Genomic DNA, 18,939 nt, shown 5'->3' with positions numbered 1-18,939 from the left:
CCACCGCTGCGGAACTGGACGAACGAACGGGACAGGCAACTCATGACGCTGGCAACACACCCACATTCATCGCACACCCGTCCGGCGTCCGGCGGGTCCCGTTCCTGGAGGCACTTCGTATGAAGATCAAACGCTTTGTCGCCCCGGACATGCGCACCGCATTCCGCATGGTGCGTGAAGAACACGGCCCGGACGCGGTGATCCTGTCCAACCGTCGCACCGCCGAAGGCATCGAGATCGTCGCTGCCAGCAATTACGACGAAGAGCTCGTGCAGCGCGCCCTGGAAACCGCGCGCTCCGACACCCCGGCCCCCGCACAGCACCAGCAGGCTCCCGCTCAGCCGGCGCCTGCCCCGCAAGCCCCGGCCAAGCCCGCTGCACCGGTGCACGCCCTGCTCAAGCCGTCTGCCGACACCGAAGCAAGCCAGCGCCAGCGCGTCGCCAGCGCCGCCGACGACATGATTGCCGCCATGGCGCTGCGCCAGCCGGTCAGCGTGCCGCGCCAGGCGCCGGTCGCCGCGCCGGTGCGTACCGCCAGCATCCCTTCGCCCGCTGCCCAGGCACTCGCCCACGCGGTTGCCGTCACCGCCGCGCCGCGCCAGGAACACGCGCTGTCGGCCGTGCCGGAACAGTTGTTCGCCGACTTTTTGACCACGGCCCCGGTGCAGCGCCCGGCCGTCCCGGCCACGGCGGTGCAGGCGCCCGCGCCGGTCGCGGCGGCAACGGTCACCGCCCCGGCGTTTGCTGCCGCAGGCCAGGACGACGACGCCTTCGCCGATGAAGCCGACTTCGATCTGGACGACGCCCTTCCGCAGATCCTGCCGCCGGCCGCGCTGCCGCCGATCGTGGTCGCCCCGCCCGCCCCCGCTGCGCTGGCCGCAGTGCCGGTGGCGGCCGCGCCGATCCCGCAGAACGACGAAGAACTCAAGCAACTGCGCGGTGAGCTGGCGCTGATGCGGCAGATGATCGAGCGCGAAATGAACCGCCTCACCGACGAGCGCCTGCGTGGCTCGCCGGTGCGCGCCCAGGCGCTGGAACTGATGGACGACTACGGCTTCGACGCCGGCCTGACCCGCGATATCGCCCTGCAGATCCCGGCCGATACCGAATTGCACCGTGGCCGCGGCCTGATGCTGGGCTTGCTGTCCAAGCGGTTGCCGGTGTCCCCGGTCGACCCGCTGGAACGTGGCGGCGTCATCGCCCTGGTCGGCCCGACCGGCGCCGGCAAGACCACCACCATCGCCAAGCTCGCCCAGCGCTTCGCCGCCCAGCACGCCCCGCGCGACGTGGCCCTGGTCACCACCGACACCCAGCGCGTGGGCGGCCGCGAACAGCTGCACAGCTACGGCCGCCAGCTCGGCATCGCGGTGCACGAGGCCGACAGCGCCGAAAGCCTGCTGGACCTGCTCGAGCGCCTGCGCGACTACAAGCTGGTGCTGATCGACACCGCCGGCATGGGCCAGCGCGACCGCGCCCTGGCCGCCCAGCTGAACTGGCTGCGTGCCGCCCAGCAGGTCACCTCGCTGCTGGTACTGCCTGCCAACGCCCATTTTTCCGACCTCGACGAGGTCGTACGTCGCTTCGCCCACGCCAAGCCCCAAGGCGTGGTGCTGACCAAACTCGACGAGACCGGCCGCTTCGGCAGCGCCTTGTCGGTGGTGGTCGACCACCAAATGCCCATCACCTGGGTGACTGACGGACAGCGGGTCCCCGACGACCTGCACCGCGCCAATGCCGCCAGTCTCGTTCTTCGCCTTGAAGATTTGCGGCGCGCTGCCGATAAGCCCTGTACTCCGGAGCACAACCATGCAGTCGCGTGAATACGCCAAGCTGACCAACGCCTTCCCCCTGTCGGCGACCCGTCCCGAGCCTTTGGGCCCGGTGCGCACTATTGCCGTGACCGGTGGCAAGGGCGGCGTGGGGAAAACCAACATCTCCGCCAACCTGGCCGTGGCGCTTGCCGACATGGGCAAACGCACGCTGCTGCTGGACGCCGACCTCGGCCTGGCCAACCTGGACGTGGTGCTGGGCCTGGCGCCCAAGTACACCCTGGCCGACCTGATTGCCGGCCGTTGCACGCTCGATGAAGTCATCATCGAAGGCCCCGGCGGCGTGCTGGTGGTGCCGGCCGCCTCCGGTCGCCGCCACATGGCCGAACTGGCCCCGGCCCAACACATCGGCCTGGTCAACGTGTTCTCCGAACTGGAACGCGACCTGGACGTGATGGTCATCGATACCGCCGCCGGCATCACCGACAGCGTGCTGACCTTCTGCCAGGCCGCCCAGGACACCGTGGTGGTGGTCTGCGACGAGCCAGCTTCGATCACCGACGCCTACGCGCTGATCAAGGTGCTCTCGCGCGAACGCGGCGTGGACCGCCTGCAGATCATCGCCAACATGGTGCGCGACCCCAACGAAGGTCGCCTGCTGTACGACAAGCTCTCGCGCGTGTGCGAAAAGTTCCTCGGCGATGTGTCGCTGAACTATCTCGGCCATGTGCCGCAGGACGACTGGCTGCGCCTGTCGGTGCAGCGCCAGCAACCGGTCATCAAGGCCTACCCCGCCAGTCCGTCGGCGCAGGCCATCGCCGAAATCGCACGCCGTACCTCGCGCTGGCAGGCCCCGACCGTGCCGCGCGGCAACGTCGAGTTCTTTGTCGAACGCATCATCCAACGGGGAGTGGCCGCATGAGCACCGCTACCGCAACCACGGCCAGCGCGCAGTACCGCGCCGTGCAGCGCAACAACGCCAACGACGTGGTGACCCAGCACGCCGACCTGGTCCGCCGCATCGCCCACCATCTGGCGGCGCGCCTGCCGGCCAGCGTGGAAGTGGACGACCTGATCCAGGCCGGCATGATCGGCCTGATCGAAGCCTCGCGCAGCTACGACTCCGAACAGGGCGCTTCGTTCGAAACCTATGCCTCGATCCGCATCCGCGGCTCGATGATCGACGAGATTCGCAGGGGCGACTGGGTGCCGCGTTCGGTGCACCGCCGCGCCCGCGACGCTGCCGCCGCCGTGCGCAAGATCGAACAGAACACCGGCCGCGCCGCCGCCGCCACCGAAGTGGCCGCCGCGATGGAAATGCCGCTGCCCGATTACCTGCGTCTGATGGAAGATGCCGCACGTGGCCAGGTGCTGAGCCTGGAATCGCGCATCGAAGATCACGGCGAGCTGGACACCACCGCCAAGGGTGGCCCCAACCCGCAGCAGATGATGGAGCGTGGCGAATTTGGTCGCGAGCTGGGCAAGGCCATCGGCCAATTGCCCGAGCGCGAGCAGCTGGTGCTGTCGCTGTACTACGAACAGGAATTGAACCTGAAGGAAATCGGCGCCGTGCTGGGCGTCAGCGAATCGCGCGTGTGCCAGATCCATGGCCAGGCGGTGGTGCGTTTGCGTGGCCGCCTCAAAGTCTTCGAACTGGCCGATGCCGGCGTCGAAGTCGACGACTGAATTTTTCGCGTAATTTTTCGTGTTAGGAGCTTGATGTGAACAAGAACATGCGGATCCTGATCGTGGACGACTTCTCGACGATGCGACGTATCGTCAAGAATCTGTTGGGCGATCTCGGCTTCACCAACACCGCAGAGGCCGAAGACGGCAACAGCGCCCTGGCGGCGTTGCGTGCCGGCCCGTTCGATTTCGTGGTCACCGACTGGAACATGCCCGGCATGACCGGCATCGACCTGCTGCGCAACATCCGCGCCGACGCCAAGCTCAAGCACCTGCCGGTGATGATGGTGACCGCCGAAGCCAAGCGCGAGCAGATCATCGAAGCGGCCCAGTGCGGCGTGAACGGCTACATCATCAAGCCGTTTACCGCCCAGACGCTGGAAGAAAAGTTGGGCAAGGTGTTCGAACGTCTGGCGGCGACCGCCTGATGAACGCGACCATGGAAACCGATGCCGAACGTGCCGCGTTGATCGAGCGCCTGCAGAACGCACTCGATGCACTGGAAAGCGGTGACCAGGTCGCCTGGCGTCGCGAGGTGGATCATCTCGCCGCCCTGCGCACGCGCCCGATGATGCAGAGCCTGAGCCGGCTCGCCCGCGAACTCGGCCAGGCGCTGGGCGAGCTGCCCACCATCCCCGAAGAAGCCGGCGAACTGGACGATGCCTGTTCGCGCCTGGACCACGTGGTGGAAATGACCGAAAAGGCCAGCCATCGCACGCTGGATCTGGTCGAAGAATGCCGCGAGCTGGCCAACCAGCTGCGCAACGGCGGGCTCAATCAGGACCAGGGCGCGCTGCTGGACAAGATGCGCCACAACCTCACCGAGCTGTCGCTGGCGCAGAGCTACCAGGACCTGAGCGGCCAGATCATCCGGCGCGTGGCCGGTATCGTGCGGCGCGTGCATGAAGGCTTCGGTGCGCTCGGCCTGCCGCCGAAGAACATCGAACCGAAGAAAGACGACGGCGGTCTTGCCGGTCCTGCAGTCAAGGGCCTGGACCGTCACGCGGTGTCGCAGGACGATGCCGACGACCTGCTGTCCGGATTGGGGCTGTAACCATGAGTGCTGTTCCAGACGATATTGCTGCCGATTTCATCGTCGAGGCCCAGGAAATCCTGGATCGCCTCGGCGAACAGCTGGTCTCGCTGGAACAGGCGCCAGAAGAAGCCGACCAGCTCAACGCGGTGTTCCGCGGCTTCCACACGCTCAAGGGCGGCGCCGGCTTTCTGGCGATCAAGCCCATGGTGGAGCTGTGCCACGCCGCTGAAGAAACCCTGGGCATGGCGCGCTCGGGCCAGGCGGTGCTGCAGGCGCATCACTTCGATGCCGCGCAACAATCGCTGGATTATCTGCAGGCCATGCTGGATGCCATGGGCTCGGGCGAAGCCGTGCCGCACGCACCGGCCACGTTGATCGCGCAGTTCGACGCCAAGAGCGCCCCGCCGGCGGTCAAGGCCGCGCCGCAGGCGGCCGCGGCCAAGCCGGTTGCCGCCGCACACGGCGACGATGCGCATGCGCCCGCCCCCAAGGCGGCCGGCAAGGGCGCGGCCAAGACCGGCGCCGAAGCCGAACAGACCGTGCGCGTGGACACCAAGCGCCTGGACGCCATCGTCAACCTGATCGGCGAACTTGTACTCTCGCGCAACCGACTGAAGACCTTGCGCACCCGCCTGCGCGACGAAGAACTGGACCGCGCGGTCAGCACGCTGGACATCGCCACCGCACGCCTGCAGACCGCGGTCATGCGCACCCGCATGCAACCGGTGAGCAAGGTGTTCGCCCGCTTCCCCAAGGTGGCCCGCGATGTTGCGCGCACCTTGTCCAAGGAGGTGGAGCTGGAACTGATCGGCGCCGAAACCGAGCTCGATCGTAATCTGGTCGAAGCCCTCGCCGACCCGTTGGTGCACCTGGTGCGCAACGCCATCGACCACGGCATCGAATCGCCTGCCCTGCGCGAAGCCACCGGCAAACCGCGCAGCGGCCATGTGCGTCTGTCGGCGCAGCAGGAAGGCGACTACGTCAGCATCGAAATCCAGGACGACGGCGCCGGCATCGACCCGGAGCGCCTGCGCGAAATCGCCCGCAACAAGGGCCTGATCGACGCCGAAGCCGCCGCGCGTCTGAGCACCGACGAGTGCTTGCATCTGATCTTCATGCCGGGCTTCTCGACCAAGGTGGAAGTCACCGACATCTCCGGCCGCGGTGTCGGCATGGACGTGGTGCAGTCGCGTATCCGCGAACTCAGCGGGCAGATCCAGATCCAGTCTGAACTGGGCCGCGGCAGCCGCTTCATGATCCGCGTGCCGTTGACCCTGGCGATTCTGCCGACCCTGCTGGTGCAGGCCGGCGAAGCAGTCTACGCATTGCCGCTGGCGCGCGTGGTGGAAGTACTGCATGCACCACAAACCTCGCTGGGCTGGTTCGACGGCCGCGCCGTGCTGGACCGCCGCTCGCACACTCTGCCCCTGATCGACCTGCGCCGCTGGCTGGGCGTACCGGCCGAACAACCGCCGCTGCTGACCGTGGTGTTGCTGCAGGCCGGCGAAACCCGCTTCGGCCTGGTGGTGGACCAGGTCCGCGGCCGCGAGGAAGTGGTGATCAAGCCCCTGCCCCGCGCCCTGCGCGGCCTGCCCGGCTACGCCGGCGCCACCCTGATCGGCGACGGCCGCATGGCGCTGATCCTGGATGTGGATGGATTGCGCTCCAGCGATCATTGAGGTTCGGGAATCGGGAATCGGGAATCGGGAATCGGGAATCGGGAATCGTCAAGACGATCCTGGCTGCCTGATCCAACGACAACGGCCGCGTACTGCGGCCGTTGTCGTTTCACTAGCAGCATTGCTGCCGATCTACCCCGCTACGCGCGCAGGCATGGGCGTGCTGGTTTGGCGACGGCCAGGCTGCCGTGGAACTGAACCTGGAACCGTTATTTGGACCCCATTATCTCGTTGCGAAACACTCAGCGAGTCATCGAAGGACCAGCCTGGCTGACGGCTTGCTGGGACTGCTCCAGCGCCTGCTGCTGTTCGCGCGCCTGGGCCTGAGTCTGGTTGATTGCCTGCAGGCGATCGAACGACTGGGTCTCTGGTGTCTGCACGGCGTCCATGGTCGACATATGGGCACGCTGGTGAGCCGGGTCGTTGAGGGCGCCCTGAACGACGAAGACCTTCTCGCCGCCCGCCAGCTGAGCCGTTGGGTTGTTGAGCACCACATGATCCACCCGCGACAACCCCTCCTCTTTTGCCAGCGCAAGCAGGCTGGCCGTCATACGCTCACTCGATGCATCCCACTGCCTGCCATGTTCAGCATCGAGCTTTTGCACCCCGCCTTTGATCTGCTGATATAGCGGGTGATCCGCATGGCCTGGATCTGACGGAAGAAGGTGAAGTGACGTCCCTTGCGATGGGGATTCACGTGCACGGAGCTCCTGCTCCAGCTCTTGTGCAGAGATCGGCGAGACATGCAGATGAGTGTTTTTGCTGTGCTGGAACAAGCCCGGCGTCGGGGGCTGGGTGCTGCTATCTAGGTAAGGCATCGGGCGCGTGTTGCTGCCCAGATCAATACCATTGCGCTCTAGTGCATCCTCTTTGAGACCAAGTCGCTGCAGGTTAAAGATCATGGGTTGCTCAGGCGTGCCCGGCTGCGCCTTATTGTAGTGACGCTCAAAGATCGCTGCGGTGCCGATGACCCAAGGTCCGTAATGGTTGTGATAGTCAGACAGGCCGCCGTAACCGATCTGCGTATCCTGTGCTGATTTATCGAAATAGTTGACACCCATGGCCTCGACATTTGCCGGCGTAGCTGACATGGTCAAATCTTGATTCAAGGAAAGATTGGGCTTTAAGGTATAGACGAGACCTTGGCTTCCCGCAGCGGTATCGATGAAATCACGCATCCTTCCTGGAGCCGCACGATAAATGTCTTCCAAGGTCGGCTGAGGCGTACCGCCTTTGACCCTACTGAGGGTGGCATTCCAACCCGCGATCTCTGCACGTGATTCATCCTCACGGTTGCTAGCAATGACCTTTTCAGCGGCTGACGTATAGTCGTGTGTGGTGCGCGCAATCGTACGAGCCTCAGTCATGAATTGTTGCCTTGCGGCCTCCGCGTCCGGGCTGAAGGTGCTGTGCTGCAACTCGTGCCCAAGGACAAACGTCAGATCCCCCGCAGATGGGGGAGCAACTCCATTTGGGGCCACCAGCTTTGTCAGTGGCAACTGGATTGAGTGGCCAATAGGATCAAACGAGCCTCCAGCATGCGGATCGGTGAGAGGCTTGAAACTGGTCACCAGCTTTTGATCCACTGCTACATTCAGTTGGCGCGTAAGTTCCGGCGAATCGGTTAGAAGCTGCTTCAGTTGATCGACGTGAGCCTTGGTAACTCCAGGCTCATTGCCGAAATCATTCACAACTTTCAAAGCATCAGGACTGAGTGACATGTCCGCTCCTTGGACTTAACGGATGTAGACCCATTCGACGCATTTGTGCGCTACCAACGCTTGCGGTTCCGCAGCCTCACCTCGCGGAAAAACCTCTACTCGCATTCCTGGGCGCGTAAAGAAATCACTCATCCAGCGCCCGTCTTCGACGATGTTGCGCTCACGCGCAAATCCCATCTGCTCAAGCTGCTGGGTAAAGCGATCAAAGTCCAGGCGACAAATTTCGCTCATCGGAGGCGATGCACCGGCGACATTGCGATCGAAGCGGAATTCGAACCATCTGCCATCAAGCTTGGTTTCATCCACTCCAAATCCATAACTCCAATCCTTAGTGAGCAGACCGAAGGCGCGGTATCGGCGTTCGTCGCCTTTCACGAACTGAACCGCCTGCCCCATCGTCGAATTCAAACGCTGTGGAGTGAAGTCGGAGATGGTCTGGCTATCCTTGATCAACGAAAGCAACTGACCAAGCAAGCCTTCAGCAGTGGGCTTATTAGGCGGCACAGTGGTAGGGCCGGATGAATTCATGGCAGATGTCTCCGTGACGGTTGTCGGGGCTGGGGTGGCCGCCGTGTGGGCGCACGCGCCCAGGGCGAAGGTGGCGAGCAAGGCGTAGAGGGGGCGCGCGATCATGAAGCGTCCGTTGTGCGCTGGTGTGGCTGCGACGCTAGTGGCATCGGGAGCTGAGGTCAATCGCAAGGCTTCTGGCAGTTGATCGACGTGAGGTTTGGTAACTCCAGGCTGATTGCCGAAATCATTCAGAACTTTCAAAGCATCAGGACTGAGTGACATGTCTGCTCCTTGGACTAGCGAATTTGAACCCACTCGACGCACTGATGAGTAGTGCGCGCTAAAGGTTCGTCAGCCTCACCACGCGTGAAGAGCTCTACGCGCATCCCTGGGCGTTGAAAAATATCGCTCATCCATCGTCTATCCTCGACAAGATTGCGCTGTCGCGAAAAACCCATTTTTTCGAGGTGCGCCGCAAATGCCTCGAGGTCGATCTGGCAGATATCCGACATAGACGGAGACACTTCTGGCGGATTAGGCAGGAACAGGAACTCGAACCATGCACCCTTTATTTCGGTTTTGTTGACACCAAACCCGTAGTTCCAGTTTCGGGTCAGCACTCCGCTGGCACCGAACCGCCCGGAACCATCATCGCGATGCTGTACCGACTGGCCCATTGCTTGAGACACATGGTCGGCAGTGAACGATTCGATACTGGTGCTTGTGCGAATCAGCTCCAGTACCCGCTCCAATGCCTCCTGCGCGGTACGTGGTCCACCTTTGGAAGGATCTGCAGGTACGTAATCGGCTGAGGAACGCATGGCAGATGTCTCCGTGACGGTTGCCGGGGCTGGGGTGGCCGCTGTGTGGGCGCAGGCGCCCAGAGCAAGGGTGGCGAGCAAGGCATAGAGGGCGCGCGCGATCATGAAGCGTCCGTTGTGCGCTGGTGTGGCTGCGACGCTAGTGGCATCGGGCGCTGAGGTCAATCGCAAGGCTTTTGGCAGCCGCACCATCATCGCCGCACGCTGCGCGCCTTGGCCGGCACCTCCACCGGCGGTAACACCTCCATCAGCAGTTGACCTTCACTGGCGGTGATGCGCAGCTTGGTGCCGATGGCGAAGCCCAATTGTTCCAGCCATAGGCCGCTGAGGCGGACGTGGGGCACGTGCTGGTCGCCACCGTGGTCGTGGGCGCCGGGGTAATGGGTGTAGCTGACGGTGCATTGGCGCGGGCGGCGGGCTCGGCGGGGTGCGCCCAGCGTGCCAGGGCCTTGCGGGGAGGCGTCCGGGTCGGGTGGCAGCATCGGTGGCAGCTTGGTGCGGTCGGGCTCCACAACCACCCACTGCACCCGTTTGGGCGGCGCGGGGCGCGTACGCATGCGGGTGGGCCGTGCACTGGCAGATGTGGTGGGTGGGCGGTGGCGTGTCATGGCGCCTCCGATTGGCGGCGGGTAGCGCTAGGTGCAGCGACGCACTGCTGCAACGCCACGTCGATGCGTGCAGAAAGGCGATGCAAGGCCTGCGACAACACGCCGGGCTGGTTGAGCAACTGCTGCGCAAAATCGTCGCTGGCCTGCCCAACGGCCGCGCGTGCGGCTAGCCGGCGCAGCACCTCGCCTACCTCGCTCAGCAAGCTGTGGGCGGAAGCTGGCAACAGATAACCCGGCACCGATGCTGGCATGGATGATGCGGTAGACATGGCAACGCCCTCCTGGAACAACCCAAGAACCGCCGCCAACGGCGACGGGATGTCGGGAGGTTCGAAACCGCACGTAGCCGGCGGGCATATTCCCCTTGCGGGTGTTGTATTAGCCGCCCTCCCGACGCAGGCATTGCGTCGGCTTGTACCTGCAGGATGCAGGCACAAAAAACCCACCGGTTTGACGGAGGTGGGTACCGCTACGTGAGGAGTTTCGACGCTCCTTGGGCCTAGATTGCAAGTACGCGGTCTGACGTGTCAATACACGCTGGCGGGTCTCGCGCGGCTGTATGCGCCGATTGCGCAGTTCCATACGGGCCACGCAAGACGAACCCCGTTGCCTGATAAGTGCACCTGACCCCATCACGGCGGATCAGGGATCCATGCTATTTATACAGACCGCTTAATGGAAATAAGGACTGAACCAATGGCTTTAGCCAAGATTCCGGCGCGCACTGAGGTTCTTGCAACGGCCCCATGGGACGGTGATCTGCTTGGAACTGAAGAGTCCGGCAAGATGCTTCAACGGCTCATCGAGAATCTAGAGATTCCTTACGTAATAGCCTTGCACGGAGAGTGGGGTGCCGGTAAGACTACATTTCTACGTCGTTTGGCCCGTTCGCTGGAAAACAATAACACACCCGTAATCGAAGTGGACGCTTGGTCAACCGACCACCAGGATGATCCGATTTTTGCCATTCTCTCTGCCGCAATTAATAGGCTCGAAAAATTAGATAGTAGGCAGGCTTATTCCGGAGACTTACGAAAGAAGATTTTTGGAGCTGGGGCAGCGGCCATTGCTCCGCTGAGCACATTGGCTGGAAGTGCGATCGATGCAATGACTGCAACGCCTATTGGGTCAGTTAGCGCGGTGATCGCAGCTATTGGAGCAAAGTATCTAGAAGCACACGTAGCAAAATCTGGTGCGGAAGAAGAGTTCAATGCCTCGATGAAAAATGCACGTGATAGGCTTGTCAGTCTCCCGTAAAATTGATCCAGCCATAACTAGAGGTCTCCAGCACACTAGCCACCAAGGAGACCAACAATGCGCAAGAGCAAGTTCACCGAGAGCCAGATCGTCGCCACGCTGAAACAGGTCGAGGGCGGCCGCCAGGTCAAGGATGTCTGTCGCGAGCTGGGCATTTCCGAGGCGACCTACTACGTCTGGAAGTCCAAGTACGGCGGCATGGAGGCCGCTGACGTGCAACGCCTCCGCGACCTGGAGACCGAGCACAGCAAGCTCAAGCGCATGTACGCCGAGCTCGCGATGGAAAACCATGCATTGAAGGATGTCATCGCAAAAAAGCTGTAGACCCGACGCACAAACGCCCGCTTCTGGCCTGGCTCGTCGAGCGGCATGGCTGGAGCGAGCGCCGGGCCTGTTCAGTAGTTGGCGTGGCTCGCTCGACAGCGCGCTATCGGCGCCGTCCCGATCGCGACGAGGAGGTCATTGCGCTGTTGTCCGAGTTGGCCGAGCGTTTTCCCGAGCGTGGATTTGGAAAGCTCTTTCAGATCATCCGCCGTCGCGGACATGTGTGGAATCACAAAAGGGTCTGGCGCGTGTACTGCTTGATGAAACTCAATCAACGACGTCGCAGCAGGCGCCGGGTCCCGACGCGCTATCCAAAGCCGCTGGCATGCGGCGATCGACCCAATGCTGGATGGTCGATCGATTTCATGTCCGATGCGTTATGGGATGGTCGGCGGTTCCGCACGTTCAATGTCATCGACGATTTCAGTCGGGAAGCCTTGGCCATCGATGTGGACCTGAATCTTCCGGCCGCCCGCGTCATCCGCACGTTGGAACGCATCGCAGCCTGGCGCGGCTATCCGAACAAGTTGCGTTTGGACAATGGCCCGGAATTTGTTGCATTGGCCTTGGCCGAGTGGGCTGAGCGCAAGGGTATCGCGTTGGATTTCATCGAGCCGGGGCGTCCGATGCAAAACGGTTTCATCGAACGCTTCAACGGCAGTTATCGGCGTGGCGTATTGGACATGCACATCTTCCGCACGCTAAGCGAGGTCCGCGAACAGACCGAACAGTGGCTCGCCGACTACAACCAACAGATCCCGCACGACAGCCTGGGCGGGCTAACGCCCGTCGAGTTCCGTGATCAACATCAACCGCAGACCTCTAGTTTTAGCTGGCATTGAATTACGGGGAGTCGACAGGCTTCTCGGTCGTCGAGACGGAGAGGCGCTCAAAGGTAGAAAGGTAGTAGTAATTATTGATGAGCTTGACCGCTGTCGTCCGCTGTTCGCTATACAAATGCTTGAGCGTGTGAAGCATCTCTTTGAGATCAATGGCTTCTTATTTGTTATTTCTACCGATGGCAAGAATTTGCCAGAGGCCGTGCGCTCTGTATATGGCGGCATGGAAAGCGGAGAGCGTTATTTAAGGCGTTTTTTTGACTTTGAATTTCGCTTGCCTGCGCCAGATGCACGAATTTTCAATCACTTACTTCGGACGAGTTTCGGATTCGTGCAAGGAGGCGACGGGGATACTGAAAATGCACTTAGAGATTGGCGCAATGCCACGAAGTGCCTTGTTAATGATGATGGAGTACCGGCGCCATTTGACAATGGTAGAGCGGAATGTTTGATGGAGTTTGAGGAGTTGACCGTTGCAGCTGGCACTTCGCTGCGTGACATGGGGCAAGCATTCAATGCGTTATATGCTTACCTAACAGTTAATGATGGTGCTTCACCGTTGTTTGCACCTATTGCTGCTTTCATTTGCTACATGAGATATCTTTCGCCTTCTTCATATGAGAGGTTTCGAGAGCAAAGAATCGATTTTGAGGGCATCATAAAATCGATTCCATTAAGTAGCCATTGGCTGCAGTCGTCTTCGTACTTTTACACAAAAGGATTTTTTGAATTATATAATGCTTCTTCGCGAAAGCAATTTGCCTTAGCGGTAACGAATATTAGGGATACAATGCGAGCAAACGGCACAGTTGATGCTCAAGTTGCAGGACTGGGGCGACTCATTCGCGCTATATCAGGTAGTTCGGAAAAACATGTGTTTGCCACCCCTAGTCGCATTATTCACATGACCGACCACGTCCTTTAACTCACAAGATAAGTGCAACCTCATCCGTGTAAGGTTATGTCTATAATTAAGCACGGGCATTACAAGCCGTAGATTAGCCGCTTACCTGATTCGTAAAAGCGTTATAGCTTGGAGGCCTACATATGCCGGACGCGGAGCCAATGAGGCTATGACGTGTCGCGGACAGCGAAAACTGCACCCCCGCCGTCGCCAAACCATCGCGCGACCTAGAACTTGTAGGTCAGCCCTAGATACGCCAGCCGGCCTGCGTAGCCGCCGATATAGAAGCGCGCGCAGGTGTCCTCGCCCCGGTGCGCGCGGGACTCCTGCTTGGTAAGGTTCAGCACCGAGGCGGTGAGGCTGAGCGCCGGGGTGATGTTTTACGCCGCGTTCAGATCGACCTGCTAATACGGCTCCTCGAAGACGTTCAACCCGTTGACCAGGCCTTGCACCAGCTCACCGCGACGGTTGTACGAGGCGCGCAGCAGCAGGCTGTCGGCTTCGTAGAACACGGTGAGGTTGGTCTGGTTTTTGGCGCTGCCCGGCATGGCGGTCTTGCCGGCCTCGGTACCGTCTTCCAGCCGCACCGCCGCCTTGCTGGCATCGTTGTAGGTGTAGTTGAACTGCACACCAAGGCCGAACGGCAGCGTGTGCTGTGCGTAGAGCTCCACACCCTGCGAGACCGCGTCCTGGCCGCCGGCCTGGGTGCTGTAGTTCTGAAACTTCAGGGTCAGGTCGACTGCCTTAAGTGAATCTGACCACGTTCTTTTGTGCGCGTATCGGCGCTGACGTGATGATGCTTTCCGACCCACCCATGCGCGAAGACGAATCGGGCAGCTAGTTGCACCTCAAGTCCGACACCTCGTCCACGCCCGGCAGGCCGCGTGACGGTATGGGCGCGATTGTTTGGCGACGGCTGGGCTGCAATGGAAATGAACCTGGAACCGTTATTTCGCAGTGGAAGTGAACCTGGAACCGTTATTTCGTGGAAGTGAACCTGGAACCGTTATTTCGTTGACGATATCCTTGTGATCGATCGATTCATCGGAGCGACACACGCACCCACCGTTTACAGACTGATGTGAGGAAAAATGTGATTACTACCGACGTTTCGATCCAGAGGATGCGGTGGGATTTAGGCGTCCTTCGCGATTACGTACAACGGCTGTTTGGCGATGACCAGAGACGGATCGTGTCAAGCTGCATCCGATCCGTGTTGGACCGTCGCGAGTTCACCCGACACCACTACAGCGAAGCCATGCGCGCCATAGCAGCCAAGATCGAGGGCAGGCCTGATTACGAGGTCATGGCCGCAATGCTGGGTGCCTACGATAAGGAAACCGGCTCATTCGAAGACGCCAGGTTCGCTGCCTATCTCAACATCGTGGCCTGCGTGCACAACATGCGGGCGGTCGCCGACAATCTGGTGCACCTAGCCTATTTCGCCACCGGCATGAACCTGGACAACGCAACACGCATCGAGGAAAGGTCGATCAGCTGGCACAAGGTCAAGGACAAGCTTCCTGCATCCGAACTCGTTGAGGACCTGAAGATCCTGCATTCCCATGATGATTTCAGGTATCTGGTCGCTCTAGACAACCACTGCAAGCATCGCGGCATCGTAGATGTGGGCTTTTCCGTCAGTGAGGTTGAGGCTACGCATGGCATGCAGATAAACGCCTTCTACTATGAAGGCACCAAATACCCGCAGCGGTGGGTCAGGCCGCTACTGATTGCCGAATACCAGCGCCAAGAAATCCAGATCATGCTGGCTGGAAACCACTTGAACGACTATATGGACGGCCTCCAAAGCCGGCACGTGGATCCACCACACGCGGAACACTAATGCCTCGGGATCGGAGCACGCACCAGCGCCGGCAATGTAGCAGCGAATCCGGAGTGCCCCGCCCTAAGCAGGTTCCGGCGCATTGTCGGCCAATGCTTCGCGGCAAAGAACGGTTCCAGGTGCACTTCTTCCACAGACACATACCCCGGAAAGACCCTTAATTGTAATCGGCCATGCATTTATCTACTGCCTCAGTGGCGTCCTTTGCGTCACGAATGGCACCATGAAAAATCTGGGCCGCGGCATAGCGATAGTGCCGCGTCTGATCAGCCGGCTTATCGCCATCCATCGAAATTGCGGCCATGACTCGTACGCCGTCACTTATCCGCATCTCCACTGCGTGCCTCAAAGCAAGGCCCAGCTCAGAGCAAATCTTTGTGCTCTTCTTTTCCCATGCACCGGGCGCAACAACAAGTCCTGCAATGCGCTTCTGGAGCGCGCCTGACGCCTGCTCAGCGGCCTGCTTGTAGGCGTCCATATTTTTGGCTACACCGTCGTAGTCGATCTTGCCTTGGCCGTGTACTGAAAATGCAGCCAAGAGCAAGAGAACCCCTGCAAATCCCTTCATGTGCTTCGCCTTCCGTAGTAAGCCGAAAGGATATCTCAAGGGCTCCCCGCTTCGAAATAATCGTTCCAGGTTTACTTCCACCACAGCCAAGCCGCCGCCAAACCATCGCGCCCATACCGTCCGCCACGCAGCAGGCATGGGCACGACACGCTGGCACCTAGAACTTGTAGGTCAGCCCCAGGTACGCCAGCCGCCCGGCATAGCCGCCGGTATAGAAGCGCGCCCGGGTGTCGTCGCCCAGGTGCTGGCGCGACTCCTGCTTGGTCAGGTTCAGCACCGAGGCGGTGAGGCTGAGCGCGGGGGTGATGTTGTAGGCCGCGTTGACATCGATCTGGTAGTACGGCTCTTCAAAGACGTTCAACCCGTTGACCAGGCCTTGCACCAGCTCGCCGCGACGGTTGTACGAGGCGCGCAACAGCAGGCTGTCGGTCTCGTAGAACACGGTGAGGTTGGTCTGGTTCTTAGCGCTGCCCGGCATGGCGGTCTCGCCGGCCTCGGTGCCATCCTCCAGCCGCACCGCCGCCTTGCTGGCATCGTTGTAGGTGTAGTTGAACTGCACACCAAGACCGAATGGCAGCGTGTGCTGCGCGTAGAGCTCCACACCCTGCGAGACCGCGTCCTGGCCGCCGGCCTGGGTGCTGTAGTTCTGCACGGTGACCGGTTGCCCGTCGACCATCATGTTCACGTCGCTGATGACGTCGACCGCAAAGTTCTCCACGTTCTTGCGGAACAGTCCCACACCTGCCACCGAGCCCGGCTGGAAATACCATTCCAGCCCCAGGTCGAACTGGTTGGCCTTGTAAGGCTCCAGGTTCTTGTTGCTGCCCGAGCCGTACCAGCCCTGCTCGCTGGCACCGCCGGTCAGGCGCCGGTCGGCCACGTACTCGGGACTGTAAAACTCCAGGCTGCCGGGCGCGGCGATGTCGTTGTAGCTGGGACGTGCGATCACCTTCGCGGCTGCCGCACGCAGCAGCAGGTTCTCGGTCAGGTCGTAGGCCAGGTTGAAACTCGGCAGCACGTCGGTGTAGTTGCGGTCCAGCCCGCTGACCACGAACGACTCGGTGCGTTGCACGCTGTCGGACAAACGCCAGTAGCCTTCGGTCCCGCAATAGGTGTCGGCCGGGGCGCCGCCGGGCATGGCGGCGCCCTGCTGGCAGGCCAGCGGATTGCCGTCGGCGCCATCGAAGAAGTAATCGTTGTAGGCGGTCACCTTGTCGGTGGAATCGGCACGCTGGCCGGTGCGCGCCACCCGCACGCCGACGTTGCCACGCAGCCGCTCGGTGTGGAAGTTGAGTTGCAGGTAGGTGGAATAGATCTCCTCGTCGACGTTGTAGACGAAGTTGTCTTCGCTGCGGGTCTGCATCGCGCCGTAGGTCTGGTTCAAGTAGCCGATGTAGCCCGGGAAGTTGATCGCCGGGAACGCGCTGGCGTTGACGCCACCGGCCAGGTTGTCCTGCGCGAACAGCAGGCCCGGCGAGAACTGGGTGGCGATGGCATTGCAGCGCCCGTTCCAGTAGCGGTTTTCGTAGTCACTTGGATCGGTACCCGGGCACACCCAGTAGTTGTTGCCGGTACTGCGGTGGATGCCGCCGTCGCGACGCTTGAGGCCGAACTGCAGCGAGTCGACGACCTCGCCATCGAAGTGCCAGGTGGTATCGATCTGCGCGTACTGCTGCTGATTGGTGTTACGGGTCCAGGACGAGCCGGTCGAGCCCAGGTCGACCTGCAGGATGCCGTCGCGCAGGTTCTGCATCAGCTGCGGCGAGAATGTCATGGACGGCGTGCCGGTCAGGTCCCAGGCGCTGGCGAAGTTGCCGTTGCTCCAGCTGCCGTCGGCGTTCTGCAGGCGCGGTTTGATCGGCAGGGAGAACTGCAGCTCCGGCCCGCCCTTGGCCCAGGTGCGGCCGACCTTGAACGCCACGTCCACCTGCTCGCCACGCCATTCGCCGCCCAGGTCCACCGTCTGCGACTGCGATTTCTCGATGTTGTAGCTGCCGGTGATCTGCGGCGTCGGCACGGTGCAATCGTCCGAGCCCCAGCCGCCCGGCGGCAGGCCGGCCGCGGCGGCCTGCGCCTCGCTGCAATAATAGGTCTTGCCCGGACGCAGGCTGTAGGCGGCGCCAGTGACGATGGTGCCGCTGGGATCGAACTGCAGCCCGTCGAGCAGACGGCCGCCGCGCCAGTTGCCGTCGCCGTTATAGCGGGCAATGTTCCACTCGGGAATCTTGATGGTATTGGTCTGCGAGTCCTGCGACAGGTCGAAGCGGAAGTAGTTCGCGGTCAGGGTCAGGTCGTCGGTCGGCTTGAACTGCAAGGTCAGTTGCCCGCCCTTGCGCTCGCGCTCCTCGCGTTTGGCGTCCAGGCTGACCGCCGTCGGCATCATGAAACCGGTGGAGTAATTGCCGTCCTGGTTCCAGAAACCGGTACCGCCCCACCAGTTGGCGTTGAAGTCCGACGGATTTCCGTTGACGTCGACCGCCGGGCCGACTTCGTCGCGGCCGTACCACTGCCAGCTCTCGGTACTGGCATTGAGCGTGCGCGCGGTGCGCTTTTGCTGCGTGTAGCCCACGAAGACACCGAAGCGGTTGTCCTTGTCGTGCCACGAGTACGAACCGGAGAACTGGCCGTCGGTCTTCTTGCTGGTATCCGACCAGGTGCCCTCGGCGGAGACGAAGCCGGAATGTGGCTCCAGTTCCAGCGGGCGCCGCGTCTGCAGGATCACCGTGCCGCCGATGCCGCCTTCGTCGATGCGTGCTTCCGGGGTCTTGTACAGCTCCGCGCTGCCCAGCAGGTTCGACGGCAGCAGCGTGTAGTTGAACGAGCGCGTCGGGTCGCCGTTGGATTCGGCGGTGGCGATGTAGTTGCCGTTCAATTCGGTCAGCACCAGCTCCGAGGACAGGCCGCGCACACTGACGTTCTTGCCTTCGCCGCCGTCGCGGCTGATGACCACGCCGGGCACGCGCTGCAGCGCATCGGCCACGTTCTTGTCGGGGAACTTGCCCACGTCCTCGGCGGTGATCACATCGACCACGGCGTTGGCGTTGCGCTTCTGCTCCAGGCTTTTTTCGATCGCGTAGCGGTAGCCGGTCACCGTCACCGCATCCAGGTCCGTGGCCTGCATCGCGGCCTGGCCCGTGGGCGCCGGCGTGCCGTCGGCCTGCTGGGCGGAGACAGTGGTGGAGGCGGCGCTCGCGAACAAGGCGATGGCGATACCGGCGTACAGCGTGCTGCGGTTGCGTGCGAATGGCGTGCAGTTCATTTCGGTCGTGCTCTCCCAATGGTGATCGGCCTCGGCGGCTTTGTATCGATCCAACGACCGAAAAAAACGCCACGCGAAGTAACGCAAAAACATCCGGCACCGTTGCGGCGCC

17 protein-coding genes and 1 pseudogene are annotated in these 18,939 nt (G+C 61.7%); 10 read left to right on the top strand and 8 right to left on the bottom strand.

Annotated elements, in window-relative coordinates:
- The first annotated feature begins 119 nt into the window (after positions 1 to 119).
- The 6 genes from flhF to ACCQ07_RS09815 are packed head-to-tail and all read left to right on the top strand — an operon-like array spanning position 120 to position 6,170.
- Positions 120 to 1,820 carry a flagellar biosynthesis GTPase FlhF gene (gene flhF, locus ACCQ07_RS09840; RefSeq protein ID WP_372364036.1) on the top strand — a complete coding sequence of 567 codons (1,701 nt, stop codon included), beginning with the start codon at positions 120 to 122 and terminating at the stop codon, positions 1,818 to 1,820.
- Positions 1,807 to 2,691 carry a MinD/ParA family protein gene (locus tag ACCQ07_RS09835; RefSeq protein WP_005918202.1) on the top strand — a complete coding sequence of 295 codons (885 nt, stop codon included), beginning with the start codon at positions 1,807 to 1,809 and terminating at the stop codon, positions 2,689 to 2,691. Before flhF ends, ACCQ07_RS09835 begins: the two co-directional genes overlap by 14 nt.
- Entirely contained in the window at positions 2,688 to 3,455 is a 768-nt protein-coding gene (locus tag ACCQ07_RS09830) for an RNA polymerase sigma factor FliA (RefSeq protein ID WP_008576048.1), read from the top strand. The genes ACCQ07_RS09835 and ACCQ07_RS09830 overlap by 4 nt, the downstream gene beginning before the upstream one ends.
- A gap of 35 nt (positions 3,456 to 3,490) precedes the next feature.
- A complete protein-coding gene (cheY, locus tag ACCQ07_RS09825; protein ID WP_002813536.1) occupies positions 3,491 to 3,883 on the top strand; it encodes a chemotaxis response regulator CheY in 393 nt (130 codons plus the stop codon).
- A complete protein-coding gene (locus tag ACCQ07_RS09820) occupies positions 3,883 to 4,509 on the top strand; it encodes a protein phosphatase CheZ (RefSeq protein ID WP_372364035.1) in 627 nt (208 codons plus the stop codon). Before cheY ends, ACCQ07_RS09820 begins: the two co-directional genes overlap by 1 nt.
- A gap of 2 nt (positions 4,510 to 4,511) precedes the next feature.
- The gene (locus ACCQ07_RS09815; RefSeq protein WP_011347258.1) at positions 4,512 to 6,170 is read left to right on the top strand and encodes a chemotaxis protein CheA; all 1,659 of its coding nucleotides are present in this window, start codon (positions 4,512 to 4,514) and stop codon (positions 6,168 to 6,170) included.
- 242 nt (positions 6,171 to 6,412) lie between these two features.
- On the opposite strand, the gene ACCQ07_RS09810 is transcribed toward ACCQ07_RS09815, so the two are convergent.
- The 5 genes from ACCQ07_RS09810 to ACCQ07_RS09790 all read right to left on the bottom strand — a co-directional run bounded on the left by ACCQ07_RS09810 (position 6,413) and on the right by ACCQ07_RS09790 (position 10,099).
- Positions 6,413 to 7,891, bottom strand: a complete 1,479-nt coding sequence (locus ACCQ07_RS09810) for an XVIPCD domain-containing protein (RefSeq protein WP_372364034.1) — start codon at positions 7,889 to 7,891, stop codon at positions 6,413 to 6,415.
- Positions 7,892 to 7,906: 15 nt separating this feature from the next.
- Entirely contained in the window at positions 7,907 to 8,524 is a 618-nt protein-coding gene (locus ACCQ07_RS09805) for a hypothetical protein (protein WP_372364135.1), read from the bottom strand.
- Positions 8,525 to 8,697: 173 nt separating this feature from the next.
- Positions 8,698 to 9,327 (bottom strand): hypothetical protein, encoded by a 630-nt coding sequence (locus ACCQ07_RS09800; RefSeq protein ID WP_372364033.1) that lies wholly within the window; start codon positions 9,325 to 9,327, stop codon positions 8,698 to 8,700.
- A gap of 86 nt (positions 9,328 to 9,413) precedes the next feature.
- Positions 9,414 to 9,830 carry a SymE family type I addiction module toxin gene (locus ACCQ07_RS09795; protein ID WP_372364032.1) on the bottom strand — a complete coding sequence of 139 codons (417 nt, stop codon included), beginning with the start codon at positions 9,828 to 9,830 and terminating at the stop codon, positions 9,414 to 9,416.
- Entirely contained in the window at positions 9,827 to 10,099 is a 273-nt protein-coding gene (locus tag ACCQ07_RS09790) for an XAC0095 family protein (protein WP_372364031.1), read from the bottom strand. Before ACCQ07_RS09790 ends, ACCQ07_RS09795 begins: the two co-directional genes overlap by 4 nt.
- Positions 10,100 to 10,526: 427 nt before the next feature.
- Here ACCQ07_RS09790 and ACCQ07_RS09785 point away from each other — a divergent pair, with 427 nt between their 5' ends.
- The 3 genes from ACCQ07_RS09785 (at position 10,527) to ACCQ07_RS09775 (ending at position 13,175) form a co-directional block, all read left to right on the top strand.
- Positions 10,527 to 11,087: a tRNA (adenosine(37)-N6)-threonylcarbamoyltransferase complex ATPase subunit type 1 TsaE gene (locus tag ACCQ07_RS09785; protein WP_372364030.1), complete on the top strand. Its 561-nt coding sequence runs from the start codon at positions 10,527 to 10,529 to the stop codon at positions 11,085 to 11,087.
- A 57-nt stretch (positions 11,088 to 11,144) separates the two neighbouring features.
- Positions 11,145 to 12,253, top strand: a protein-coding gene (locus tag ACCQ07_RS09780; RefSeq protein ID WP_122272034.1) for an IS3 family transposase whose coding sequence is annotated in 2 segments (ribosomal slippage) — positions 11,145 to 11,406 and positions 11,406 to 12,253 — 1,110 coding nt in all. Because the reading frame shifts where the segments join, the coding sequence is not laid out codon by codon here.
- Entirely contained in the window at positions 12,210 to 13,175 is a 966-nt protein-coding gene (locus tag ACCQ07_RS09775) for a KAP family P-loop NTPase fold protein (RefSeq protein ID WP_372364029.1), read from the top strand. The genes ACCQ07_RS09780 and ACCQ07_RS09775 overlap by 44 nt, the downstream gene beginning before the upstream one ends.
- Positions 13,176 to 13,381: 206 nt before the next feature.
- Here ACCQ07_RS09775 and ACCQ07_RS09770 read toward each other — a convergent pair.
- Positions 13,382 to 13,873 (bottom strand): annotated as a pseudogene (locus ACCQ07_RS09770) (TonB-dependent receptor domain-containing protein); the annotation flags it as partial.
- A 494-nt stretch (positions 13,874 to 14,367) separates the two neighbouring features.
- Between ACCQ07_RS09770 and ACCQ07_RS09765 the strand changes: the two are divergent.
- Positions 14,368 to 15,000 (top strand): hypothetical protein, encoded by a 633-nt coding sequence (locus ACCQ07_RS09765; protein ID WP_372364028.1) that lies wholly within the window; start codon positions 14,368 to 14,370, stop codon positions 14,998 to 15,000.
- Between the two features lie 157 nt (positions 15,001 to 15,157).
- Here the strand turns inward: ACCQ07_RS09765 and ACCQ07_RS09760 are convergent, their stop codons facing one another.
- A complete protein-coding gene (locus ACCQ07_RS09760; protein ID WP_372364027.1) occupies positions 15,158 to 15,568 on the bottom strand; it encodes a hypothetical protein in 411 nt (136 codons plus the stop codon).
- Between the two features lie 157 nt (positions 15,569 to 15,725).
- A complete protein-coding gene (locus tag ACCQ07_RS09755) occupies positions 15,726 to 18,881 on the bottom strand; it encodes a TonB-dependent receptor (RefSeq protein ID WP_372364026.1) in 3,156 nt (1,051 codons plus the stop codon).
- Positions 18,882 to 18,939: the final 58 nt, after the last annotated feature.

Origin of the sequence: Xanthomonas sp. NCPPB 3583 (assembly GCF_041475715.2) — a bacterium.
GTDB classification, from domain to species: domain Bacteria; phylum Pseudomonadota; class Gammaproteobacteria; order Xanthomonadales; family Xanthomonadaceae; genus Xanthomonas; species Xanthomonas euvesicatoria.
This window is presented reverse-complemented; position numbering and strand designations above follow the sequence as displayed.